Below are 24641 nucleotides of genomic sequence, written 5' to 3'. Positions count from 1 at the left end.
GGAATAGGTCCAACATGGAGTCGTTCGGACCCGATCGGTTGGAGCTGCTGAACTGGCGTTCGAGGTCGGCCGATGAACGTTCCGTGAGTCTGCACGCCTTCGTCGACGAGTCGCGGCGAAACAACACGTACCTGCTGGCCGCCGTCCTCGTCGACCCCGGAGACCTGGCGCGCACGCGAAAAGCGCTGCGCCGGTTGCTGTTCCCCGGTCAGCGAGAACTTCACTTCAAGAAGGAGAAGACCGATCGGCGCAAGCTGATCGTGTCCAAGCTGGTGTCCATCGGAGCCGCTGTGCACATCTACACCTGTGACTGCTCCGCCGGCGAGGAAATCGCACGTCAGGAGTGCCTCATCGCACTCGTCCACGATCTCGTCGACCTGAAGGCGAGGAGGCTGGTGCTCGACAGCCGGGAAGAGCGCAATCTCCACGACGCCCAGACGATTCGCACGACGCTCGGCAAGCGGCCGAGTCACTCGAACATCACCTACGAGCACTTGGAGAGCTCACACGACGAGTTGCTCTGGATCCCTGACGTGGTGGCGTGGTGCCATGGTGCGGGAGGTGACTGGGCGAGGCGGGTGCGCTCGCTCGTCGCGAAGGAGACTGCCGTGGACAAATGGTCCAGATAGCGCAAAGCACGGCGGCCGACCGTCCGGACGGGCACCGTGCTCACTTCCTCGGCCTACGGGGCCTCGGCGACCTCAACTCTACCAAACGGCCCCGCCGAGGCAAGGTCATTCACCTGATGGTGAGTCGGTGACGATGTGCCCCCGAACACGTGTCGCGAGGATGAACGCACAGGTCAGATAGGCTCCCGAGGTACCGCCAGCCCCTCAAACCCGGGAGCAGTCTGTCGTGGCCCGAGTCGTCGTCGACGTCATGCCGAAGCCCGAAATTCTCGACCCCCAAGGCCAGGCGGTGGCGAACGCGCTGCCCCGTCTCGGCTTCGAGGGCGTCACCTCCGTCCGTCAGGGCAAGCGCTTCGAGCTGGAGGTCGCCGACGACGTCGACGACGCCACGCTCGCCAAGATCGCCGAGACCTTCCTCGCCAACCCCGTGATCGAGGACTGGACCGTGCGCAGGGTCGAGGCATGAGGGTCGGTGTCATCACCTTCCCCGGCACCCTCGACGACGTCGACGCCCAGCGGGCGGTGAAATACGCCGACGGTGAGGCGGTGCCGCTCTGGCACGGGGACCACGACCTGAAGGGCGTTGACGCGGTCATCGTGCCCGGTGGGTTCAGTTACGGCGACTATCTGCGGTGCGGTGCCATCGCGCGGTTCGCGCCCGTCATGCAGGAAGTGGTCGAGGCCGCGAACAAGGGGATGCCGGTTCTCGGCATCTGCAACGGCTTCCAGATCCTCGCCGAGGCCCATCTGCTGCCCGGCGCGCTGACCCGCAACCACAAGCTGCACTTCGTGTGCCGCGACCAGTGGCTCAGCGTCGAGAACAACACCACGGCGTGGACCGGCCGGTACGACCTCAAGGCCGAGATCCTCGTGCCGCTGAAGTCGGGCGAGGGCGGCTACCAGGCCGACGCCGACACTCTCGAACGCCTCGAAGGTGACGGCAGGGTCGTGTTCCGGTACGTCGGGGACAACCCGAACGGCAGCCGCAACAACATCGCGGGCATCAGCAACGCCAGGGGCAACGTCGTCGGCCTCATGCCGCACCCCGAGCACGCCATCGACGCGCTCACCGGCCCCACGGACGACGGACTGGGCGTGTTCCTGTCCCTGCTCGACACGGTGGTGAAGGCATGATCGACACCGTCAAGAACGCCGAGGCGACACCCGACCAGGAGCAGCCCTACAAGGAGCTGGGCCTGAAGGACGACGAGTACACGCGCATCAAGGAGATCCTGAAGCGCCGCCCCACCGACGCCGAGCTGGCCATGTACTCGGTCATGTGGAGCGAGCACTGCTCCTACAAGTCGTCCAAGGTGCACCTGAAGTACTTCGGCGACACCACGACCGACGAGATGCGCAGCAAGATGCTCGCGGGCATCGGCGAGAACGCCGGCGTCGTCGACATCGGGGACGGCTGGGCCGTCACGTTCAAGGTCGAGAGCCACAACCACCCGTCGTACGTCGAGCCCTACCAGGGCGCCGCGACGGGTGTGGGCGGCATCGTCAGGGACGTCCTCGCGATGGGTGCGCGGCCGCTCGCTGTCATGGACCCGCTGCGGTTCGGCAAGCCGGACGCCGAGGACACGAAGCGCGTGCTGCCCGGCATCGTCGCGGGTGTCGGCGGCTACGGGAACTGCCTCGGCCTGCCGAACATCGGCGGCGAGGTCGTGTTCGACGAGTCGTACCAGGGGAATCCGCTGGTCAACGCGCTGTGTGTCGGCGCGATGCGCGTCGAGGACCTGCACCTCGCGCACGCGTCAGGCACCGGCAACAAGGTCATCCTCTACGGCGCGCGCACCGGCCTCGACGGCATCGGCGGAGTGTCGGTACTCGCGAGCGAGACGTTCGACGACTCCGCGGGCAAGCGCAAGAAGCTGCCCAGCGTGCAGGTCGGCGACCCGTTCACCGAGAAGGTGCTGATCGAGTGCTCGCTGGAGCTCTTCGAGAAGGGCATCGTCGCGGGCATCCAGGACCTCGGCGGCGCGGGCCTGTCCTGCGCGACGAGTGAGCTGGCGTCCGCCGGTGACGGTGGCATGCACGTCTACCTGGACCGGGTCCCGCTCAGGGCGAAGAACATGACCCCGGCCGAGATCCTCTCCAGCGAGTCCCAGGAACGCATGTGCGCGGTGGTCGAGCCGGCCAACGTCGAGGCGTTCATGGCCGTCTGCGCGAAGTGGGACGTCATCGCCACCGAGATCGGTGAGGTGACGGAAGGCGACCGGCTGGTCATCACCTACCACGACGAGATCGTCGTGGACGTGCCTCCGCGCACCGTCGCGCACGAGGGTCCGGTCTACCACAGGCCGATCGAACGCCCCGCCGACCAGGACGAGCTCCAGCAGAACACGCCGGACAGCCTCCCCAGGCCGGACGACCTGCTGGAACTGATCAAGACCATGGCGGCCAGCCCCAACCTGGCCTCCAAGAAGTGGGTCACGCAGCAGTACGACCGGTACGTCCGCGGCGGCACGGTCCTCGCGCAGCCCAGCGACGGCGGCATGATCCGCATCGACGAGGAGACCGGCCGCGGTGTCGCGCTCTCCACGGACTGCAACGGTCGCTACACCAAGCTCGACCCGTACGAGGGTGCGAAGCTCGCGCTCGCCGAGGCCTACCGCAACGTCGCGGCCACCGGTGCCACGCCGGTCGCCGTCACGAACTGCCTCAACTTCGGCTCGCCGGAGGACCCGGCGGTCATGTGGCAGTTCGAGCAGGCCGTGAAGGGTCTCGCGGACGGCTGCGCGGAGCTCGGCATCCCGGTGACCGGCGGCAACGTCAGCTTCTACAACCAGACCGGCTCCACGGCGATCCTGCCGACGCCGGTCGTGGGTGTGCTGGGCGTGATCGACGACGTGCGGCGCCGCATCCCCACCGGGATCGGGGCAGAGGCCGGCGAGACGTTGCTGTTGCTCGGCGAGACGCGCGACGAGTTCGGCGGGTCGGAGTGGGCGCACCACGTCCACGGCCACCTGGGCGGACTGCCGCCCAAGGCCGACCTGCAACGGGAGAAGCTGCTCGGCCAGGTCCTCGTCGCGGGCTCGCGCGACGGCATGGTCTCCGCCGCGCACGACCTGTCCGAGGGCGGTCTGGCCCAGACGCTGGTCGAGACGTGCCTGATCGGCGAGGTGGGTGCGCGCGTCTTCCTCGAAGGCGACCTGTTCACCGCGCTGTTCAGCGAGTCCGCCGGCCGCGTGCTGGTCGCCGTGCCACGCACGGAGGAGCAGCGCTTCACCGACATGTGCACCGCGCGCCGGCTGCCGTGGCGCAAGGTCGGTGTCGTCGACCCGGAGTCGAACGCCCTGGAGATCCAGGGTCTGGGCGAGCTCCCGCTGGACGAGCTGCGCGAGGCCTGGGAGGGCACCCTCCCGGCCCTGTTCGGCTAGGTTTTTGTCGCACGCGGGGCGCTTTCGTACTGCATGTCGGTACGAAAGGGCCCCGCGTGTGGTCAAGTGGAGTCAGCTCGCGGCGATGCGCTGGAGCTGCTCGAACCTGCCGTTGAACAGGTTCTGGTCACCGGGGAAGAGCCCGGCCGCCTGCCACTGCCAGATCGTGTGGAAGTCGAACCCGACCGGCAGCGCCCCGAGCTTCGAGGTGTAGTGCGCGATCCACAGCGGGTTGGTGTCGCCGAACTTCACCGAGCCGCCGACGCACTTGTTCCACCAGCTCGTGGACGTGTAGATCGCCGGATAACGGCTGGTGCGCGCGAAGACCGTGTCGCTGAACTCCTTGACCCACGCCGTCATCGCGGTCTGGTTCATGTTGTAACAAGTGTCGCCGTACGGGTTGTACTCCATGTCCAGCGCGGGCGGCAGCGTCCTGCCGTCGGGTGACCACCCGCCGCCGTTGTCCACGAAGAAGTTCGCCTGCTGCACGCCGTTCGCGCGGTCCGGCAGCGCGAAGTGGTAGGCACCGCGGATCATGCCGATGTCGTAGGAACCGTTGTACTGCTGGGTGAACTTGGGGTTCCGGTAGTGGACGCCCTCGGTCGCCTTGACGTAGGAGAACCGGGCGCCCTTGTCCCAGGAGGACCGCCAGTCGACGTCACCCTGGTGGCTGCTCACGTCCATGCCGGGGACTTTGCCCTCGGTGGGCGGGGAGTCGTCCGATCGAAGGTCACCCGCGCCTTCGTGTTTGAGGATCTGGGATCCCGCGGTGTGGTCCGCGGAGCCCTCGGGCAAGGGCGCCGCGGACGCGGGTGCCGGCGTCATGCCGGCGACGATCGCCACGATGCTGATCAAGGTCCGCATGGAGTAGATCGTGCGACCATTTGTCGCAATTTGCTACCGGGGTCACCCGTCCAGGCGGGACAGCTCCTCGGCGGACAACTCCAGGTGGGTGGCCGAGGCCGAATCCTGGATGCTCGCCGGTCGAGAAGCACCCGGAATGGGGACTACCACTTCGGACTTCGCGAGCATCCACGCGAGACAGACCTGGTGGGCGCTCACGCCGTGGGCGTCACCGACCTCCTTGAACGGACCGGCCAGCGCGCCCGCCTTGCCGATGCCGCCGAACGGGCTCCACGGCAGGAACGCGATGCCGAGCTTGTCGCACAGCTCCAGTTCGGGCTCACTCGATCGGAACGACGGCGAGAACTGGTTCTGCACGGCCGCGAGCCGCCCGTCGAGGATCTCGTTGGCGAGCACGATCTCCTCGGGGTTGAAGTTCGAGACGCCCGCGTAGCGGATCTTGCCGTTGTCCAGCAGTTCCTTCAGCGTGCCGACGGACTCCGCGATCGGCGTCTTCGGGTCCGGCCGGTGGAACTGGTAGAGGAAGATCTGGTCCACGCCGAGCCGCTGCAACGACCCGTCGACGGCCTTGCGCAGGTACTCGGGGCGTCCGTCGAGCTCCCAGCCGCCGCCGGCCACGCGCGTGTGCCCGCCCTTGGTCGCCACGAACACCTCTTCGGAACGGCCGCGCAGCCCTTCGGCGATGAGCGACTCGTTGTGGCCGAAGTCGGTGTTGTCGAGCGAGTAGGCGTCGGCGGTGTCGATGAACGTCACGCCCGCGTCGAGCGCGGCGTGGATGGTCGCGATCGCCTGTGCGCGCTCCGGCCTCCCCTGCACGGAGATGGGCATGCCGCCCAGGCCGATGGCGCTGACTTCCACTTCTCCGATACGACGCTTCTGCATGTCCTCCACTCTGGACCCTGACGATTAAGCTGTCCAACGCAGAGAAGTGATCTCATTGAGCGGCGCAGGTGATTAATCGTGGAACTCAGGCAGCTCGAGTACTTCGTCGCGACCGCCGAGGAGTGCCATTTCACCCGAGCCGCGCGCCGCATGCACGTCACCCAGTCCGCGCTCTCCGCGTCGATCCGCGCGCTGGAGGTGGAGCTCGGCGCGCCGCTGTTCCTGCGCACCACCCGCCAGGTCGAGCTGACCGAGGCAGGACGGGCGCTGCTGCCGGAGGCCCGGCGTGCCCTGGGCAGCGTCGAGTCGGCCAGGGACGCGGTCGCCGCCGTCCAGGGGCTGCTGCGCGGCACGTTGTCCGTCGGCAGCCTGCAGTGTCTGCACGTCGTGCACCTGCCCGCGGTGCTCGCGCGGTTCCACGAGCTGCACCCCGGCGTGGAGATCAGGATGCGCCAGTCCGGCAACGCCGAGCTGGTCGAGGACGTCCGCGCGGGCCGCCTCGACGTCGCGTTCGTCACGCGGCAGCCGAAGATGGCAGACGACCTGCGAACGTCCACTTTGGCCAGTGAACCGCTGGTGCTCGCGTGCGCGCCGGAAAGTCCTTTCGCCGCAAGGGAGTCCGTAGAGCTCGCCGAGCTGGCCGGGCAGTCGTTCGTCGACTTCAACGCCGACTGGGGCACGCGCGACGAGGCCGACAGGGCGCTGGCCGCCGCCGGTGTCGAGCGCAGGGTCGCCGTCGAGGTCAACGACGTGCACTCGCTGCTCGACTTCGTCGCCTTCGGGCTCGGTGTCGCGTTAGTCCCGCAGTCCTTCGCCCTCAAGACCGACCGCGCGCACTTCGTCGGCCTTCGCGGGACGGTGCCCGTTGCCGAGACCGTCGTCGTCACCGCGAACACCGTCGGCGCTGCCGCGAGCGTCCTGCTCGACGTGGTCCTGCAGGCCAGGTCGGGCCGCCTCCGCGTCGCCGGTTAGCTGCCAGCCGGTAGCCGGCCTGCGGAACTCGGTGCCCTCCAGGACCTTCATCTCGCCGTCCTGCTCGGCGGGAGGTTCCGGGGACGGGTGGAAGAACCTGCCCACCTCCGCGAAGCCCATCTTCTGGTTGCCCAGGTTGACCACGCCGGCGAACTTGGTCTCCTGGAAGGAGATCCCGCCGTGGAACTTGCCGTTCTCCAGCTGCAGCCTGCCGTGGAACTTGCCGCCGGAGAACAGCGTCACGCTCTTGACCTGCACGTTGCGCAGGTTCGTGATGCCGTAGAACTGCGCGCGCCTGGCGACGAACCGGTTGACGTAGCGGCCGTCCAGCGAGAAGTACTCCAGGACCGCGCCGGTCAGGTCCAGGTCGTAGGACAGGTGCTTGCGCTTCTTGCCCCACGACAGGGTGTCCTTGATCAGCCGTTGCGCGGTCAGCCGGACCTGGTGCTCCAGCTGGATCTCCGGCGACACCTCGCCGAAGTCCTGGTCCGGGTCCTCCGGCCTGGCCTTGTGCGCGGGGTGCTCGAAGGGGCGGCGCAGGTAGGCGCACAGCACGTCGATCACGGTCTGCCGGTAGCGGGGCGTCGACCTGGCGAGCCACGCCAGCGCGTGCATCGCGCCCACCCGCACCTGGTCGGCCTCGTTGCCCAGCAGCTCGACCGAGCGCGCGAACCGTTCGTCGGCGACCTTCTCGCTCTCCAGGAAGTGCTTGCGGTCGTTGAGCCACAACGCGTAGAGCGCGACGACGGCACCACCGGCGACACCGGCGGTCTTCACGATCTCCACGGCCGGCGCCTTGACCACCCAGAGCAGGATCGCCGTCGCCGCGGTCACCACAGCGGCGGCGAGAACCGCGAAAAGCCACTTCACGTCAGTTCCTCCACGCTTCCGGCAGATCGGCTTCCTGGGCGAACGTGCAGCCGTCCGCCTTCACGTCCGCCCACTCCGAGTTCGCGAACTTGGTCTCGCCGCCGAACTTCGTCTCCGTGAAGACGGCGATCCCCTGCGCCTTGAACCTGCTGAACCAGGCCCTGCCCACGATCTCCGTGTGGTGCATGTGGAAGCGGCCGTTCATCTTGGCCTCGGTCACGTAGAAGTGGCCGTGGATCTTCATGTGGTGGAACGAGTTCGAGTCCTCGAAGTTCGCGACCCGCATGTAGAGGTCGCCGACCTGCCGGTATGACAGGTCCATGAACTCCAGGTGCGCCTTGGTCAGGTTGAGGTCGTAGATCGGCGGGTCCTTCTGCTCCAGCCGCGGCAGCAGGTCCTCGATCAGCCGCTGCGAGGTGAGCCGGACCTCCAGCTCGATCTCCTCCTGGTCGTTGCGCGTCTTCTTGTACGGCTGACGCAGGTACGCGCAGAGGATGTCGAGCACGGTCTGCGTGTAGTCGGCCTTGGACTTCGCGAGGCCGGCCAGCGCGTGCATCGCGCCCACCCGCACCTGCGCGGTCTCGTGGCCGAGCAGCTCCACGGCACGCGCGAACCGTTCGTCGGCCACGCGGGACCGGTCGTGCTCGATGCGCTGGCTCTCGAGCTCCTGGCGGGCTTCCTCGACCTTGCGGCGCCGGTCGTTGAGCCACAGCGCGTAGAGAGCGACGATCGCGCCGCCCGCGAGACCGCCCGTCTTGATCGCCTCGTGCTTGGGCGCGCCGGGGTCCACGAGCAGCAACGCGCCGCCGACCAGCACAAACGCGCCGATGGACGCGAGAATGGTCGACAGCAGCAAACTTTTCCTCACGAGGTCGGCATTCTGCCAAGGACCGGGTGCATGATGGGCTGGAACGGTCCGAACGCGGGTGGGGTGAGCTGGTGGAGCGGCCGAACTGGGCGCCGGGGGACATCGACCTGGAGCGGCCTAGCGTCGCGCGCGTCTACGACTACTGGCTCGGCGGCGCGCACAACTTCGCCGCGGACAGGGCCGTCGCCCAGAAGACCCTCGAGACCATGCCCGAGCTGCGCGGCGTCGTCCTCAACCATCGCGCGTTCCTGCGCAGGGCCGTCCGCTACCTGCTCGGCCGCGGTGTCCGGCAGTTCCTCGACCTCGGTTCCGGCATCCCGACCGTCGGCAACGTGCACGAGATCGCGCAGGCGGCCGACCCCGAGTGCCGGGTGGTCTACGTCGACATCGACCCGGTCGCCGTCGCGCACAGCCGCTCGTTGCTCAACGGCAACGACCAGGTGAGCGTGCTGCAGGCCGACGTGCGCGACGCGGCGGGCGTGCTGACCTCCTCCGAGGTCGACAAGCAGCTCGACTTCGACGAGCCGATCGGCGTGCTGATGATCGCGCTGCTGCACTTCGTGTCCGACGAAGAGGACCCGTGGGGCATCATCGGCGGCTATCGCGACCGGCTGGCTCCTGGCAGCTTCCTGGCGATCTCCCACGCGGGTTACGAGGCGGACGAGGAGACCGACGCCTCGCGGGAGGCCCGCAAGATCTACAACCGCGACGTCACGCGGATGACGTTGCGCGACAAGACAGAGCTCAGCCGCCTGTTCGGCGGGTTCGTGCTGGTCGAGCCCGGTGTGGTCAGGGTGCCCGCCTGGCATCCGGAGTCACCCGCCGACGTGGAGGAGGCAGGGAAGGACTTCCCGGGGTTCGCCGCGCTGGGCCGGAAGGCTTAGAGATGACTCCGGACGGCGACCGGCCGTATGCTGCGCGTTCGTGGCGTTAGGGCCGAGAAGATGACCGATCGGGTTGACCAGCGGGTGCGTGAGGATCGCTCTCCTTTGAGCCCGGCCGTACAGGCCGGTGCCGAGGCGTTCGCGCGCGGCTGGGCCACGGCCGTGATCGGGTCGAGCTACGTGCCGATGACCAGGGCCGAGGTCGCGCAGCACCTGCAGGACCTCACCGAGCTGCTGGTCGAGGCGCTGTTCGCGAGCCCGTTCCGCACCGCGCCCGGTTACGAGATCGGCTCACGGCTGGTCGACGCGCACTTCACCGGCACCGACACGCTGGGCCGCACCGTCCAGCTGCTCGGCGACGACCTGCTGGCCGAGCTGGGCTTCTCCGGCGACGACAGGCTGACGTCCCGCCTGGCCGCCCTGCAGGGCGCGCTGGCCGCCGGGTACGCCCGCGCGCTGCGGGAACGCACGCTCGCCGAGCAGGAGGCGATCAGGGCCGCCGTCCTGGACGCCCGCGACCAGGCCGAATCGATGCTGAGGGCGTCCGAGGCCCGGTTCCGCGCCATGTTCACCGAGGCCGCGATCGGCATCGGCATCGCCGCCATCGACGGCCGGATCCTGGACGTCAACCAGGCCCTGCAGGACATGCTCGGGTTCAGCGTCGAGGAGATGCGCCAGTACAACGTGCGCGACCTCATGCACCCCGAGGACGCGGGCAGCGTGTGGCGGCTCTACGACCAGCTCATCGCGGGCGAGTGCGACCACTACCGCGCCGAGAAGCGCTTCCACCGCGCCGACGGCGAGCAGGTGTGGACGCACCTGACGTTGTCGCTGGTCCGCGACGACCACGGCGAGCCGCAGTACCAGGTCGCGATGATCGAGGACGTCACCGACCGCCACCTGCTGCAGAACCGCCTGCGCTACCAGGCGTTGCACGATCCGCTCACCGGTCTGCCCAACCGCGCGCTGTTCCTCGAACGCCTCGGCCGTGTGTTCAACAACCGCGCCAAGCACGTGCGGGCCGGTCTCTGCTACCTCGACCTGGACGGCTTCAAGGTCATCAACGACTCGCTGGGCCACGACATAGGGGATCAGCTGCTGGTCGAGGTCGGCCGCCGGCTCGACCACTCGGTGTCCAGCGAGGGCAAGCTGGTCGCGCGCATGGGCGGCGACGAGTTCGTGATCCTGGTCGAAGGCTCGTCGGGCGAACAGGACATCGTGGACGTCGCGGACCGGGTCCTGACCGAGCTGGAGGCACCGATCCGCATAGCGGGCCACGAGCTGTCCGTCTCGGCGTCGATCGGCATCGTCGAACGGCAGCTCTCCGGCACCACCTCCGCCGACCTCATGCGCGACGCGGACATCACGCTCTACTGGGCCAAGGCCGACGGCAAGGCGCGCTGGGCCCTGTACGACCCGGAGCGCAACGCCCGCGAGGTAGCCCGCTTCACGCTGTCCGCGACGATGCCGCGCGCGTTGGAACGCGGCGAGTTCTACGTCGAGTACCAGCCGCTCGTGCGCCTGGAGGACTCCACCGTCACCGGTGTCGAGGCCCTGGTCCGCTGGCAGCACCCGGAGTTCGGGCGGCTCGCGCCGGACCGGTTCATCGAACTGGCCGAGGAGACCGGCCTGATCGTCCCCTTGGGACGGTGGGTGCTGCGCAAGGCGTGCGAGGAGGCCAGGCGCTGGCTGGAGGAGTTCGGCGACGCGGCACCGTTCGTGTCGGTGAACCTGGCCGTGCGGCAGTCCCGCGACCCCGAGCTCGTGCGCGATGTGAAGCAGATCCTCGACGAGTGCGCGCTGCCCCCGCACCACCTGCAGCTGGAGCTCACCGAGTCGGCGATCATGGGCACCGCCGACGAGCCGCTGGAAGCGCTGCGGGCATTGTGCGACATGGGTGTGCGCATCGCGATCGACGACTTCGGCACCGGCTACTCGAACCTGGCGTACCTCAAGCACCTGCCCGTGCACGAGCTGAAGATCGCCGGCTCGTTCATGGAGGGGTTGCGGGCCGAGAACGAGGAAGACCCGGTCGACGCGCAGATCGTCGCGACGCTGGTGCAGCTGGCGCACGCACTCTCGTTGGGTGTCACGGCCGAGGGCGTGGAGACGCCCGCGCAGGCCGCCCGATTGCTGCGTCTCGGGTGTGACACGGGGCAGGGCTGGTTCTTCGCCCGGCCCGGTCCGCCGGAGAACATCGACAGCCTGTTGCGTGGTGATCTCTAGGTCGGGGAACTCCCAGGGGCATGAAGTCATTGGCCCTGGTCGTGCTCCTGCTGGTCATGTCGGCCCCGGTCGCCCGTGCGGCCGAGGTGGTTCCACTGCCCGCGGACAAGCAGGCGTTCGGCACGGCCAGGTCCGCGGCCAGCCCGGTGTGGTTCACCCTCGGCCACCAGGGCCTCTCCGAGATCTTCTTCCCCGACCTCAGCACGCCCGCGACGCGCGAGACCCGGCTGCTGGTCGACGGAAAGCCTGGTCAGGCGTACACCGAACCGGCGGACGACAGGTCGCTGACGTTCCGGCAACGGGTGCGCGGCGACGGCTGGCGCGCAGAGATCACCTACGTCACCGATCCGCGGCGTGCGGCCGTGCTCGCGGACGTGACGGTCACGGCCCAACGCCCGGTCCGGCTCTCCGTCGAGCACGTGCCGATGAAGGGCTCCAGCGAAGTCAAGACCACCCTGCCGACCGAGCCGGTGCGACGCGCGCACGGCACGTTCGCGGTCGGGTTCGGCGAGGGTGTCGCCCAAACCGCACTGGACCGGGGATTCCGCGCCAGTGCGAAGGAGTACGCGCAGGCCTGGCACTCCTACCTCGACGGGCTGAAGCGCCCCAGGTCGGCGGACCGCCGGCTTTACGACATGTCCGTGATGGTGCTGGCGGCGACCGAGGACAAGGCCCATCCCGGCGCGTCGATCGCGTCGCCGAGCTTCCCGTGGGCCTTCGGGTTCGACCGGGAGCTGGCGCCCGAGCTCGGCCCGTACGCGCTGGTGTGGCCGCGCGACCTCTACCACGTGTCGACGGCCATGATCGCGGCCGGAGATCGTGGGTTCGCCAAGCGTGCACTGGACTTCATGCTGCGTGAGCAGCAGGAACCGGACGGCCATCTGCCGCAGAACACCCGCGTGGACGGCACCCCCGTGTGGACCAAGGTCCAGCTCGACCAGACCGCGGCACCGCTGCTGCTGGCCTGGCAGCTGAACGAACGAGATCGGTCCACAATGGACTCGCTGCGGCGCTCGGCCGACTACCTGCTGAGCTATCCGGACTCGCCGTTCAGCGAACAGGAGCGCTGGGAGAACCAGGACGGCTACTCGCCCGCCACGATCGCCTCGGTCGTCGCCGGTCTGGTGTGCTTCGCGGATCTGTTGCAGCGCAACGGGGAGAACGCGGACCGGTACCTCAAGGCGGCCGACGAGTGGCAGCGGAAGGCCGAGGGCTGGACCGCCACGAAGACCGGGCCGTACGAGCCCAAGCCGTACTACCTGCGGCTCACCAAGGACGGGCAGCCTGACCAGGGCACGAAGTACAACCTGGGCGACAACAACCCGACCGACATCGACCAGCGCGCGGTCGTCGACCCGAGCTTCCTCGAACTGGTGCGGCTCGGCGTCAAGCGCGCCGACGACCCCGTCATCGCGAACACCGTGCGAGTCGTGGACCAGCGGCTGAAGGAGCAGGGCTACTGGCACCGGTTCACCCAGGACGGCTACGGCGAGACCGCGGACGGCAGGCCGTGGGGCATCAACTGGCCGACGCCGACGCGGACCTACGGCCGGTTGTGGCCGTTGCTGAGTGGCGAACGCGGCGAGTACGAGCTGCTCAAGGGCGACAAGAACAGTGCCGCGAAACGGCTGAAGGAGATCGCCGCGACCGCGAACAGCGGCCTCATGCTGCCCGAACAGGTGTGGGATGGCCGAGGAACCCGATCGGCCACCCCACTCGCCTGGACGCACGCGCAATACGTGCGGCTGGCGTGGTCGCTGGACGCGGGCCGTCCCGTGGAACGGCCCGACGTCGTCGCGAACCGCTACGGCGGCTAGCGCTTGCTCACGTTGTGCCCGGACACCTCGACCACCGGCTGTGCGCCACCGAGGTCGGACGTCCGGTACTCGGCCCGCAGCGTCTGCGTCTCACCGGGGAACAGCGTGACGTAGTTGTCGGACCAGTCGGCCGGCAGCACCTCGGGACCGCCCTGGCCCTTGCGCAGTGACGCGCGCAGGAAGAACGCCACGGACGTGCCGGTGTTCTTGATGGTCACGCTGGTGGCCTGCTTGCCGTTCGTGCCCGGCGTCGTGGTGGTGGACACCGACACCTGGCCCGCCCTGAGCGAGCTCAGCGACTTCAGGTCCGTGTACTGGGCCTGCGGGGTGTACCACCAGTCGCCGGCGTTGTAGTTCAGCGTGTCGGCCTTGGTGGACAGCCAGTAGACGTTGCGGTCCACCTCGTTGCCGTTCGCGTCCTTGAGCAGCAGCCGCACGAAGTACGCCGGTGAGAGGCCGGACGGCTGCGGGAGGGTGCCGACCCGCACGGAACCGTTGGCCTTGGCCGGGACCGAGCGCGTCTCGTTCGCCTTCTGCGTGCCGTCGGAGTTGAAGACCGTCACCTGCAGCTGCAGGCCCTGCTTGGCCTCCAGACCCATGTTGACCACGGCGAGCGACTTGTCGTCGTAGGAGTACTGCGCGTGCAACGCCTTGTTGGCCGTCTTGGCGCCGAAGTACGAGCCCGCGGTCGCGAGGTTGTAGTTGTAGAGGTGCCAGAAGAGCTTGGGCCACGGGTCGTTCTGCATCCAGTAGATGACGCCCTGCGCCTGGTTCGCGCCGGTGTCGGAGAAGTCGCGGCCGAACGCCTCGAACTGCGCGCGGTTCGTCTCGTACTGCTGCAGCTGCGCCTTCTTGACGAAGTCGTCCACTGTGGACGGCTTGCCGTAGCGGTTGTCGAGTGCGGTGCCCCAGAAGCCGATCTTGCTGAAGTTGCCGGACGGCGACAGGTGGTACTGCGAGGCGTTGTAGTCCGTCAGCTTGTTGATCTCGGCTTGCGGCAGGAACTTCTTGAGCTCGTCCATCTCCGGGATCGCGAGGCCGGGGCCGATCTCCGACGCGAAGCCCGCGCTGCCGCCCTTCTGGTTGTTGTACCAGTAGACCGGCGGCTCCCACCAGTACGGGCCGTCCATCTTCATGCCCGAGTCACCGAGCTGCGGTGAGCTGCGGCGGGCGGCCGCGGTGATGATCGGCGTCTGCCAGTCGGCGCGCTTGAGGGCGTCCAGGTAGATCTTCTCGACGTCGGCGACCGGTGCCTCGTCCGAGCCGATCAGGAACGTGAACACGCTGGGGTGGTTGCGGATCCGCTTGGCCTCGCCCTCGGCGGACGCGCCGGCGACCCTCTTGTCCTCCGCCGTGAAGCCGCCGGTGTTCTGCCACTTCGAGCAGCACTCCCAGCCGGTCATGAGCAGCACGCCCGCGCGGTCGGCCAGGTCGTAGATCTCGTCGTTCTCCGGCTTGCCTTCAAGGCGGATCGTGTTGAGGCCCATGGACTTCGTCAGCTGGATCTCGTCGGCGATCTTCCGCACGTCGGTGCGCAGGAAGAGGTCGGACGCCCAGCCGCCGCCGCGGATCAGGATCGGCTTGCCGTTGATCTGGTACTGGACGTTGCCGCTGATCATCTTCGAGGTGACCTCGCGGATGCCGAACGTCGTCTTCTGCTGGTCCGACAACGCGCCGGCCACCGTCGCCGCGGCCGTCGCGTCGTACAGCGGCTGGCCGCCCATCTGGAACGGCCACCAGATCTGCGGGTTGGTGACGGTGAGCGTGAACGTGACGGTCTTCGTCTCGTTCGCGGCCAGGCTCACGTTCTGGCTGTAGTTCTGGCCCGCGGCGCTGCCGGCGACGGTCGTGGTGACCGCGCTGCCGGTGTTGTTGCGCGCGTCGACCTTCACGGTGACCGTGGCGGTGTTCAGGTTCGGCAGCGGCAGGTCGGACAGGACGTGCAGGCCGCGCAACGAGACCGCGCCGCTCTGCGCGATGTCGACGTCGCGGAACAGGCCCTGGTTGCGGTCGGGCGGGAGCTGCGCCCAGTCGATGAAGTGGATCACCAGGTCCTTGGCCGGGTCGGACGGCGACGCCTTGATGGCGAGCGCGTTGTCGCCCTTGCGCAGCAGGCTGGTGACGTTGAACTCGAACGTCGGGTACGCGCCGATGACGGTGTCCGTGCCGGCGACCTTCGTGCCGTTCAGCCACACCTCACCGCGGGAGATCACGCCGCCGTTGAGCTTGAGGAACGTGTTGACGCCCGGCTGCGGGTCTGCCTGGAAGACCTTGCGGTACCACCACGGCACCTTGAAGTCGTTGGGGTTGGCCTTCTTCAGGTTCTCCGAGTAGTTGACGTCCCCGTACTTGTTGTTCGCGATCAGGCCTGCCATCACGGTGGACCGCGCGGGCACGGTCAGCCACCCGGAGTCCGAGTAGGACGGGCCGGAGATCACGCTGCCGGCCTGCGTGGCGGTGGCGCTGGTCTGCATGCGCCAGTCGGGGACGGTGGCGGTCTGTCCCGGGACGGCGGCCACTTTCAGCGCCGCTCCCGTGCCGGGTACGGGGCCCGCGTTGGCTGAGGTACCTGGCACCAGCAGGGCCAGACCCACCGCCGCCACGACCAGGGTCGGTAGTGGTCGGTTGCGCAGCATGTCGCTCCTCGACGCATCGGGGCGGCGGCGCTTCGGGGTATCGTAAAGAAGGTTTCCTTTTTGTGAGGTCACCGGCAATGCGCCTTACGGGTGACGCGGGACACGTCGTTCGCCACCCTCCGTGCCCGGAGATCCGATATTTTGGCCCGCATGCGTCGACTTGCCGTCCCGTTCCTGCTGGCAGCGGTCCTGGCCGGGTGTTCATCGCCCACGCCGGGCAAGCCCTCCGCGAACGACCAGACGGGCTCCGCCCCGACGACCGGAACTTCTGCCGGTACCGCCCCGGTGAACAGGCCCAGGGCCGTCGACCTGAAGGCCGTCGAGCCGTGCTCCCTGATCACGCCGGAGCAGAAGGCGGCTCTGGGTTTCAACGCCGTCAAAGCGGGTACCCCTCGACCCGAATACGGGGAGGGGAGCCAGCGGTGCAACCAGACCTACGTGGACCACAAGTACATCGCCGACATCCACACACTGCTCAACGGCGGTGTGGACAGGCTGAAGAAGACAACGGGTGAGTCCAAGCTCACCGCTCTTCGGGTAGCGGGATATCCCGCCTACCTCACGCGGACGGAGTCGCCGGGTACCGCTGGTGCGTGTGAGATCTACATCGACGCGAACGACGGTCAGTTGTTGCTGGTCAGCGGCATCGCTGGTATCGGTGAGGACAGTGCCACCGTGGACGGCGCGTGCGAGCGGGCGAAGGCGTTGGCGGAGGCCGCGGGTGCCGTTCTCGCCACCAAATGACAGTTGAGTAGAAGTACGCACCTTGTACCGGGAACCGGTCACTCGCGTAATGCATCAGAGCTAAGGTCGTCACAAAAGCACACACGGCCCGATTTTCTGGGGGGCCGTCACTGAGGAGGGTGTGCCGTGTTTCTCGCGGATGGTGGTGGAGGCGCGTCGTCGCCGCCTGAGTTCGGGCAGCGCAAGCTCAAGGTGGACCCGTCCGCCATTCCACAGGCGAGGAAGGCCTTCGAGCAGGCGCTGGCGGAGTTCGAGGAGAAGATCGCCCCGGCGGTCGCCGACCTGCCCACCAGGCCGTGGGCTGCCGACCCCATCTCCAGCGAGACCTCGAAGGCGTTCAACGAGCAGACCTCCGAGAAGGCGCTGGCCGCGCTGACCTTCTACAAGAAGCAGCTCGTCGGCGTCATCGACCAGCTCAAGGCCATCGAGCAGCAGTACATCCTGACCGAGGGCGACAACGCGGCCATGTGGGGCAAGCACCTGCGGGACCAGGGCTGAGAGGGGGACTGACCGATGACTGACCACCGCTTCCAGGGCTACGGCCACCCCGAGCTGTACAAGATGATCAACTCCGGCCCCGGCGTCGCCGCGTCCATCCCCGTCGAACAGGGCTGGAAGAAGATCGCCGCGACGCTCGCCCAGATCGACGCCGACCTGCACACCGGTCTGACCAAGATGGGTGCGGACTGGGAGTCCGACGCCGCCGACGCCGCCCAGGGCGCGCTGTCGCCGCTGGCGGAGTGGGCCGGGTTCGCCGAGACCGGCGCCACGACCATGGAGTCCTCCGCGCGCCTGCAGGGCGAGTACATCGCCGACGCGCGCAAGAAGATGCCCGAGGTCGTCCCCGTCACGACCGAGAAGCCCGGCTTCCTCGACATCGCGGCCGGCGCGCTGACCGGTCCCGTCGGCATGGCGCACGTGGTCAGCCAGCAGGTGGACCACGAGCGGCAGGAAGCCGCCGCGGACAACGCCGCAGCCCAGGCCGTCAAGGTCATGGAGGACTACCAGTCGGACAGCCGCTGGAACTCCTCGACGCTCGGCGACTTCCCGACGCCGCCGCAGGTCGTGATCGACACGCCGCCGCCCGCCGACACGGGCACCGGCAGCACGCGCGTCGGCTACAGCCCGTCGGGCACCGGTGCTCCGAACGGCCACAACACGACTACCCCGTCGTGGACCGGCACGCCGACGCCGACCCCGCAGCAGCAGGTCTCGACCGGCTGGACGCCTCCGCCGACCGACACCACGCACACCTCGTGGACGCAGCCTCCGACGACGACGCCGCCTCCCACGCACACCCCGCCTCCCACGAACCTGCCCACCCCGACGCCGACCCCCACCCCGACGCCGACTCCTGGCGGCCCGGTGTTCACCCGGCCCGGCACGGGCGGTCCTGGTGGTCCCGGCGGCGCTCGCGGTGGCCCCGGCGGCTCCGCCGGCGTTCGCGGTGGCCAGCTCGGCACCGGTGGCGGCAAGGCGTTCGGCCCGATGTCCGGCTCGCTCGGCGCGTCCGGCCAGCAGGGCGGCATGAAGCCCGGTGGCATGCCCGGTGGCCTGTCCGGCATGGGTGCCGGCGCTGACGGCGTGCGCGGCGGTGCCATGGGCTCCGGTGCGGGCGCGGGCAAGGCCGGTGCGGCCGGTGCCGGTGCGGGTGGCGGCGGTGCCCACGGCCAGAAGGGCGAGGGCGAGGACGACATCGAGCACAAGGCGGCCGACTACCTGGTCGAGACCGACGACGTGTTCGGCGACGAGCGCATGGTCGCGCCACCGGTCATCGGTGGCCTGTCGGAGTGAGTCTGTTCGGCGCTGCGGCGGAGAGGGAACCGATCACTCTCTCCGCCGAGGAGTTCGACGTGTTGTGGGAACGCATGAACGTCGGCCCCATGCCGCTCATTCTGAAAGTTCCCACGCCTGGCAAGACGCGTGACGAGCGCATCCAGCTCGAGAACCGCGTCTACCAGCAGTTGGACCAGCGGCGCCTGGGCAACTCGCGGGCGCTCTCGTCCGAGCTGGACGGGCTCCTGCGCATGTTCGTCCGGCCCGAGCGGGAGGCGGACGGCCGCATCTGGCTCGGGCACAGCGTCCGCGTCCTCGCCGTGGCGAACGGCGACTGGGGCGCGCTGGCGACGCTGCGGGACGACCAGCTGACGTTCCAGCCGTGGGCGGGCTCCGGGCTCGCCTCCGCGGTGCTGTCCGTGCTGCCCGCGCACCCCGCGGGGACGGGTCTCTCGGTGACGCTGCCGAGCGAGGACGTCGAGAAGGCGATCGCGCGGACCGACGGTTCGCCGAAGTCGATGGAGGCCGCGTTCCGGGAGGTCGGGCTGCGCGAGGCCGACGCGAAAGCGCTGGTCACGATGTTCACCGGGCTCGTGCACACCGGGAACTTCGGCGCGGCCGCCCGCGACAAGTACGGCAAGCGCTGGCGGCCCGAGCGCGTGGTGGCGTTCTTCGACACCGAGGAAGGCCGCTACCTGCAGCAACGCCGTGCCTCGAACGGCCAGCCGCCGTGGAGCACGTTCACGCCGACCGACGCGCGCCGGATGATGCACCAGGTCGACGAGCTGATCTCCGAAGCGGTTCGTTCCGCAGGGGCCTGATCTCTGGTTTGATCTGACCACCGCCGCCGTGGCCAAGACCCCTTGGAGACGGCGAAATGAGCATCGACAGAAGGCTGTTCCTGCTGGCTACAGGGGCTGCACTGGTCGGGACGTCGACGATGACGGGGACTGCCGCTGCCGCGCAGTCCTCAGCCTCGCTGTGGCAAGAGTTCGTTGCCGACCCGTACAACCACCCGCAGATCCCGAACATCGCCTACGCCGGCTACCGGACGGGCGAGAAGCCCGCCCGCCGCCCTGTTCTCGCCAACGTCCTCTTCTTCGGCGCGCGCCGCGACGGTTCGGCCGACGCGTCCGCCGCGATCAACAAGGCGATCGAGTTCGTCGGCCGGTTCGGCGGTGGCACCGTCTACGTGCCGCCGGGCCGTTACCGCATCGACGACATCATCCGCATCGGCTACGACAACGTGGTGCTGCGCGGCGCGGGCAGCGCGAAGACGACCTTCTACGCGACCAGGTCGCTGGAGGAGATCGTCGGCATCAACCGCAGCCGGTACGGCTCGGAGAACTCGGCGTGGAGCTGGTCGGGCGGACTGGTGTGGGTCTGCCACCGCGACCGCTACCAGCCGCTGGTCGACGCGATCAAGGCGAAGAAGTGGCCGTTCGAGGGCTGGACCGGCAACGAGCTGGAGCAGGGCTCGACGCTGACGGCCGTGACCGGTGCGGCGGCACGAGGATCGTTCGTCGTGACCGTCGAGAACGGACGTTCGTTGCGGGCGGGCCAACGCGTGCTGCTGCGGCTGGAGGACTCCGAGTACTCGCTGCCCAAGCACATGTGCGGCGACATCCCCGGCACGGCGAGCTACCGGTGGGACGACAAGGACAAGCTCCTGTCGTACTTCCCGTTCCTGTGGCCGGTGCGCGTGGAGTGGGTGCGCGGCAACAGGGTGAAGCTCGCGCAGCCGTTGCCGCTGGAGATCCGCCCGGAGTGGAAGGCACGCCTGACCACGATGGCGCCGGTCGTCACGGGCGCGGGCGTCGAGGGCATCAAGATCGAGATGTTCAAGGTGCCGACGCCGAAGCACCTGCTGGACAAGGGGTACAACGGTCTCGCGTTCCAGTGCGCGTGGGACTGCTGGGCCGACGACGTGCACGTCCAGGACGTCGACAACGGCTTCCTGCTGGTGTCCTCCAAGGGGATCTCGCTGCTGAACACGCGCGTGTCCGGCCGCGGCCACCACCACGCGTACGCGGTGCGCGAGCAGTCCCACGACAACCTGACCGACGGGTTCGTGATCGAGGCGCCGTCCGAACCCTCGCAGGCGGGCGCCGGCAACCACGGCCTGAACGTCGAGGGCCTGTCCTGCGGCAACGTCTGGACGCGCGGCCGCATGGACCACGACGTCTTCGACACCCACCGCGGCCTGCCGTTCGCCAACGTCCGCACCGAGATCACCATCAACAACGTCGGCGCGCACGGCGGCAGCGCCAACGCGGGCCCGTTGTACGGAGCCAGGTTCGCGCACTGGAACGTCACCGTCACCAACCAGCGCGCCGGCAACGTCCGCATCGACCAGGTGGCGCCGTGCAGCGCGACCGTCGCGATCTCCGAGGTCCGCGACTTCGGTCAGATCGACAAGCCGGACTTCACCGGCGAGCTGAACTCCCGGCTGGAGCTCTACGGCACGACCACCGTGACACCGCGCAACCTCTATGACGCACAACGGAAGTTGCGCCGCTCATGAGGATTCCTCAGACCATGCTCTGAGTTGTGGCGCCCGGTCGGCGACAACCAAGTCGGCAGGGGCTACCGCCGGGCTGGCGGGATGTCAGGTCTGTGGAGCTTGTGCAAGACCGTGGGCGGCACACCGTCCCTTGCTGGTAACCCAGGCGGCGACGGGCCGTGAAGCAGAAAACTCGACCCGCGAGGGAAGAATCTCCCTGCTTCAGCTGGGAGAGAGGTCAAGAGCTAGACATCGCCACGGGCAACGACCACACGACGTCGTTCAGGTCGGTGGGGAGCGCGAACCTCTCCACCGACCGCCCGATCCGTCGCGTCCAGCCCTCGTCGGTCAGCTCCAGCCGGTACGACCCGTGCTCGCTCGGGGTCGTGTCGGACAGCAGCAGGTGCTGACCGTAGGTGCGTCCCGCGGTGGCCAGGGTCTGCAGGACCTCGCGGAACTCCGGACGTTCCTCCAGCAGGGCGTGCACGCCGTCGACGCAGATCAGCAGCTCCGGCAGGACGAGCCCGGCGGCGCGGTAGTCCCAGATGGTGCGAAAGTTGTTGTGCGCCAACGTCCGGGCCCGTTGTTCGTGGTCCTCCAGCAGGTCCACGATGCCGTGCCGGACGTGCGGTGCGCCGTCGATTCCCGCGAACACCCCGTTGCCGTGGAAGTCGATGAGGACGACCTCCAGCTCGGTCGGTGAATGCCGCGCCATCTGGCCGAGAACCACCGCGCGAACGCCTTCCGCCCGTCGCTCGTCCGGCGCCACGATCTCGCCGTGCGGGCCCATGCCGTCTTGCAGGTGCTTGGACTTCAGGTCTACCTCGACCGGTTGCCCGAACTCGTCCACCCCCACCGGGGCCCGGTACTGCAACCTGACCGGGCGTGGCCTCCACGCGTGCCTGTTCGGCATCTCGTGCAGGGCGAAGAAGTCCGGTGCCGGTTCCTCCTCGCGCATCAGCAGTGGCAACGACCTCGCCATCTCGTCGAGGTTCGCGGGCGCCGCGCAGTCGTCGACCAGCAGGTCCGTCAGCTCGCTCTGACCGTCGAGGAGGAGCTGCATCCCGGACTTGCCGACGTCCGCCGAGATGGCGGCGAACGCGGGCTCCCCGATGTCCGCGAACCCGCTGACGCACACCAGGAGCTGCGGCAGCACCTGGTCGAAACCGCGATGGTCGAAGATCGTCCAGGTGTTGCCGACGACGTCCAGTCGGCGTTCCGACTCGGCGGCGAGCAGTTCCGCGATCCCCTGCGGGTCCCGTGCCGCGTGACGATGATGAGCCACGACGTGCGGAGCCTGGTCGAGTCCCTCGAACACACCCGAGTCGTGCGCGTCGATGAAGACCGCCTGGAACAACTTGGGCGAGTGCGTGGTCATCAGCCCGAGCACGAGACTCCGGAACGCGTCCGGTGTCGTGACGCTCAGATGCGACCCCGTGCGCCACTTCCCGTCGGCGAAGTGCGTCAGCTCCGCGACCACCGGCCTGCCGTCCGCGCCGACGCCGACCGGAACCTTCCACCACCGGCCCTTCCAGGCGAGCGCCTTGGTGAAGCGCCTCAACCCGTGCAGCGCGAGGAAGTCCAGCACCTCGATCCGCAACGGCATCCGCTCCGGCAGCTCGTCCACCGACCGCGCGGTGACGATCACCCGGACGTTCCACACCCTCGCCGCGATCCACCGGACGGTGTCGGCGAGCCCGGGATCGCTTTCGCTGCAGTACTTCCAGTCGTCGACCAACAGGGTGGCGCCGGGTTCGGCCCCGCGCTCGAACCACGCCAGCAGATTCTGCCGCCGCCGTTCGTCGCCGGGGTCGAAGCTCACCGCGACGCCCGCCACGTCACCCTTGCCGATGCGGTAGACCCCTTGTATCGCCCCGATTCGGGACGCGACGGCGTCAGGCGGGCCGATGAGCGCGAGATGGTTCACGGCAGCGCGATCTGTGCGGGGAAGCGGTTCGGGTAGTAGTCGAGGCGGAAGGCGAGGCAGTAGCCGGGCCGGTCCGGCACCCCTGCGGCCAGGTCGTCCTCCATCATCGACCTGGCCGGGTCGTCGAGCCTGAACTCCAGCACGAAGCTCATCGTGTTCCAGACGAACGACGGCACCTGGTCCCAGGAGCGCGCGGTCAGCACGACGAAGCGTTCCGGGTCGAACTGCTCGCCGGGGCCGTCGAGCAGCTGGTACTTCGGCAGGTCGTCACCCAGGGCCCTCGCCAGTGCGCGCAGGGCCGTGGTCTTGCCAGAGCCCGCTTTGCCGACGATGACTCCGAAGCGGCGTTGCGCGTCGAAGGCGGGAACGAGCGGTTCTCGATGCTGGGCCCACCTCTCCACCAGGCCGATGGCGCCGGCGGGCAAAGCGTCCTGCCCGAGTTCGAGGTGGTCGTCGTGCAGTGACGGCAACACGATCCGCCGCGCGGACGGGCCGGAGCCGGTCAGCGCCTGCGGCAGTACGTCCGCCCACTCCTCCAGGTCGTGCGACGGCACCGCGAACGGCCACTCCTCGCACGACTGGACTTTCAGCCCTTCGGGGAACGCCGCGCCGGAGTAGAGCAGGAACATGCCCATCATGCGGCCCAGCCCGGTGATGCGGTCGAACGCGTCCCGGAACGCCGGAAGCCGTTCCAGCAGCACCTCGGCGCTGTCGACGCAGATCAGCAGGGCGGGCAGGGGTTCGAGGCCGGCGCCGGCCTCGAGCTCCTCCCGGTACTGGTACCAGCCCCGGCATCCGGCCTTCTGCACGATCTCGGTCCGCCGTTCGACCTCCCAGTGCAGGCCGGCCTGGAACTGTGCCAGGACCTCGTCCGAGGTGTCACCGCTCAGGCTGAACGCCACGTGCGGCGCGTGCTCCAGCCCGTCGAACGCGCCCGTGTTCTCCATGTCGAAGCAGCAGATGTTCAGGTCCACCGGCGAGTGTGTGATCACGAGGCCCAGCAACGCGGAGAGCAGCTTCTGCTCCCGTTGCGCAGGCGTGCCGAAATAGGCGCCCATGGGACCGTCGTAGCCCGCGCCGACCTGCAGGTAGACCGGCCATCCGCGCTCGTCGGAGCCGACGGCGGCCTTCAGGTCGTGGCGCCCGTACTTGTTGCTCAGGTCGGCCTCGATGCCCTGCAGCCCGAGGAAGTCCGTGGCTTCACCGTGCAGCACCCGCCGCAGCCGGTCCGGCACGGCCGACCACTTCCGCGCCGTGACGACCGTCTGCACACCCCGCGCCGGACCGAACGCGGCGATCCACTCGACGGTCCTGTCCAGCTCCGGGTCGAAGTCGGCGCACAGCTCCCAGTCGTCCACCAGCAGCACCGCACCCGCCGGGGCACCGCGTTCGAACCAGTCCAGCAGGCTGCGGCAACCAGGCTGGTCCGCCGGGTCGAAGGTGGCCGAGACGGGCAACGGGTCGGCGCCACGCCCGATCCGGTACACCGAGATGCCCGGCGCGGCCCCTAGAGCCGCCGTCAGCCGTTCCCTGGTCGCCTGCCCGGGACCGACGACGGCGAAGTTCCTGATCACGCCCCAGATATACCAACTGCCGGGGGACCGTCGCCGCCCCCTGGCTAATGTGGGCCGCGTGCCAGCCAAAGCCGTCGACCCCGCCG

General features: G+C 68.7%; 19 protein-coding genes. 13 read left to right on the top strand and 6 right to left on the bottom strand.

Going from position 1 to position 24641, the window contains the following annotated elements; translation table 11 throughout:
* Positions 1–83: 83 nt before the first annotated feature.
* The 4 genes from ACSHWB_RS12395 (at position 84) to purL (ending at position 4012) form a co-directional block, all read left to right on the top strand.
* A complete protein-coding gene (locus ACSHWB_RS12395) occupies positions 84–629 on the top strand; it encodes a hypothetical protein (protein ID WP_439662181.1) in 546 nt (181 codons plus the stop codon).
* Positions 630–855: 226 nt separating this feature from the next.
* The gene (gene purS, locus ACSHWB_RS12390; protein ID WP_439662180.1) at positions 856–1095 is read left to right on the top strand and encodes a phosphoribosylformylglycinamidine synthase subunit PurS; all 240 of its coding nucleotides are present in this window, start codon (positions 856–858) and stop codon (positions 1093–1095) included.
* The gene (gene purQ, locus ACSHWB_RS12385) at positions 1092–1763 is read left to right on the top strand and encodes a phosphoribosylformylglycinamidine synthase subunit PurQ (protein WP_439662179.1); all 672 of its coding nucleotides are present in this window, start codon (positions 1092–1094) and stop codon (positions 1761–1763) included. The genes purS and purQ overlap by 4 nt, the downstream gene beginning before the upstream one ends.
* Complete coding sequence (gene purL / locus ACSHWB_RS12380; protein WP_439662178.1) at positions 1760–4012, top strand: phosphoribosylformylglycinamidine synthase subunit PurL; 2253 nt, start codon at positions 1760–1762, stop codon at positions 4010–4012. Before purQ ends, purL begins: the two co-directional genes overlap by 4 nt.
* A 72-nt stretch (positions 4013–4084) precedes the next feature.
* On the opposite strand, the gene ACSHWB_RS12375 is transcribed toward purL, so the two are convergent.
* The gene (locus ACSHWB_RS12375) at positions 4085–4876 is read right to left on the bottom strand and encodes a lysozyme (RefSeq protein ID WP_439662177.1); all 792 of its coding nucleotides are present in this window, start codon (positions 4874–4876) and stop codon (positions 4085–4087) included.
* 42 nt (positions 4877–4918) lie between these two features.
* On the bottom strand, positions 4919–5758 hold the full coding sequence (locus tag ACSHWB_RS12370; protein ID WP_439662176.1) for an aldo/keto reductase: 840 nt from the start codon (positions 5756–5758) through the stop codon (positions 4919–4921).
* Between the two features lie 78 nt (positions 5759–5836).
* Here ACSHWB_RS12370 and ACSHWB_RS12365 point away from each other — a divergent pair, with 78 nt between their 5' ends.
* Positions 5837–6730, top strand: coding sequence for a LysR family transcriptional regulator (locus ACSHWB_RS12365; RefSeq protein WP_439662175.1), 894 nt, complete (start codon positions 5837–5839; stop codon positions 6728–6730).
* Positions 6731–7601: 871 nt separating this feature from the next.
* Here the strand turns inward: ACSHWB_RS12365 and ACSHWB_RS12360 are convergent.
* Positions 7602–8468, bottom strand: coding sequence for a pentapeptide repeat-containing protein (locus tag ACSHWB_RS12360; protein ID WP_439662174.1), 867 nt, complete (start codon positions 8466–8468; stop codon positions 7602–7604).
* A gap of 26 nt (positions 8469–8494) precedes the next feature.
* On the opposite strand from ACSHWB_RS12360, the gene ACSHWB_RS12355 reads away from it, so the two are divergent.
* The 3 genes from ACSHWB_RS12355 to ACSHWB_RS12345 are packed head-to-tail and all read left to right on the top strand — an operon-like array spanning position 8495 to position 13395.
* Positions 8495–9352 carry an SAM-dependent methyltransferase gene (locus ACSHWB_RS12355; RefSeq protein WP_439662173.1) on the top strand — a complete coding sequence of 286 codons (858 nt, stop codon included), beginning with the start codon at positions 8495–8497 and terminating at the stop codon, positions 9350–9352.
* A gap of 60 nt (positions 9353–9412) precedes the next feature.
* Positions 9413–11578, top strand: a complete 2166-nt coding sequence (locus ACSHWB_RS12350; protein WP_439662172.1) for a putative bifunctional diguanylate cyclase/phosphodiesterase — start codon at positions 9413–9415, stop codon at positions 11576–11578.
* A gap of 20 nt (positions 11579–11598) precedes the next feature.
* Positions 11599–13395, top strand: a complete 1797-nt coding sequence (locus tag ACSHWB_RS12345; protein ID WP_439662171.1) for a glycoside hydrolase family 15 protein — start codon at positions 11599–11601, stop codon at positions 13393–13395.
* On the opposite strand, the gene ACSHWB_RS12340 is transcribed toward ACSHWB_RS12345, so the two are convergent.
* Positions 13392–16031 (bottom strand): glycosyl hydrolase 2 galactose-binding domain-containing protein, encoded by a 2640-nt coding sequence (locus ACSHWB_RS12340; protein WP_439662170.1) that lies wholly within the window; start codon positions 16029–16031, stop codon positions 13392–13394. The genes ACSHWB_RS12345 and ACSHWB_RS12340 overlap by 4 nt on opposite strands.
* Before the next feature lie 150 nt (positions 16032–16181).
* Between ACSHWB_RS12340 and ACSHWB_RS12335 the strand changes: the two genes are divergently transcribed.
* The 5 genes from ACSHWB_RS12335 to ACSHWB_RS12315 all read left to right on the top strand — a co-directional run bounded on the left by ACSHWB_RS12335 (position 16182) and on the right by ACSHWB_RS12315 (position 21075).
* Positions 16182–16775 carry a DUF3558 domain-containing protein gene (locus tag ACSHWB_RS12335; RefSeq protein WP_439662169.1) on the top strand — a complete coding sequence of 198 codons (594 nt, stop codon included), beginning with the start codon at positions 16182–16184 and terminating at the stop codon, positions 16773–16775.
* Positions 16776–16901: 126 nt separating this feature from the next.
* A complete protein-coding gene (locus tag ACSHWB_RS12330) occupies positions 16902–17273 on the top strand; it encodes a transcriptional regulator (RefSeq protein ID WP_439662168.1) in 372 nt (123 codons plus the stop codon).
* A 15-nt stretch (positions 17274–17288) separates the two neighbouring features.
* The gene (locus ACSHWB_RS12325; protein WP_439662167.1) at positions 17289–18569 is read left to right on the top strand and encodes a PPE domain-containing protein; all 1281 of its coding nucleotides are present in this window, start codon (positions 17289–17291) and stop codon (positions 18567–18569) included.
* Positions 18566–19372, top strand: a complete 807-nt coding sequence (locus tag ACSHWB_RS12320) for an ESX secretion-associated protein EspG (protein ID WP_439662166.1) — start codon at positions 18566–18568, stop codon at positions 19370–19372. Before ACSHWB_RS12325 ends, ACSHWB_RS12320 begins: the two co-directional genes overlap by 4 nt.
* 56 nt (positions 19373–19428) lie before the next feature.
* Positions 19429–21075, top strand: a complete 1647-nt coding sequence (locus ACSHWB_RS12315; RefSeq protein ID WP_439662165.1) for a glycosyl hydrolase family 28-related protein — start codon at positions 19429–19431, stop codon at positions 21073–21075.
* Positions 21076–21292: 217 nt separating this feature from the next.
* Here the strand turns inward: ACSHWB_RS12315 and ACSHWB_RS12310 are convergent, their stop codons facing one another.
* Both ACSHWB_RS12310 and ACSHWB_RS12305 read right to left on the bottom strand, forming a co-directional pair.
* The gene (locus ACSHWB_RS12310; RefSeq protein ID WP_439662164.1) at positions 21293–22981 is read right to left on the bottom strand and encodes a hypothetical protein; all 1689 of its coding nucleotides are present in this window, start codon (positions 22979–22981) and stop codon (positions 21293–21295) included.
* Entirely contained in the window at positions 22978–24555 is a 1578-nt protein-coding gene (locus ACSHWB_RS12305; RefSeq protein ID WP_439662163.1) for a hypothetical protein, read from the bottom strand. Before ACSHWB_RS12305 ends, ACSHWB_RS12310 begins: the two co-directional genes overlap by 4 nt.
* Positions 24556–24641: the final 86 nt, after the last annotated feature.

This window comes from Lentzea sp. HUAS TT2 (assembly GCF_051853195.1).
In the GTDB taxonomy this organism is placed as follows: Bacteria; Actinomycetota; Actinomycetes; order Mycobacteriales; family Pseudonocardiaceae; genus Lentzea.
The sequence above is the reverse complement of the archived record's forward strand: the minus strand, read 5'-3'. Positions and strand labels throughout refer to the sequence as shown.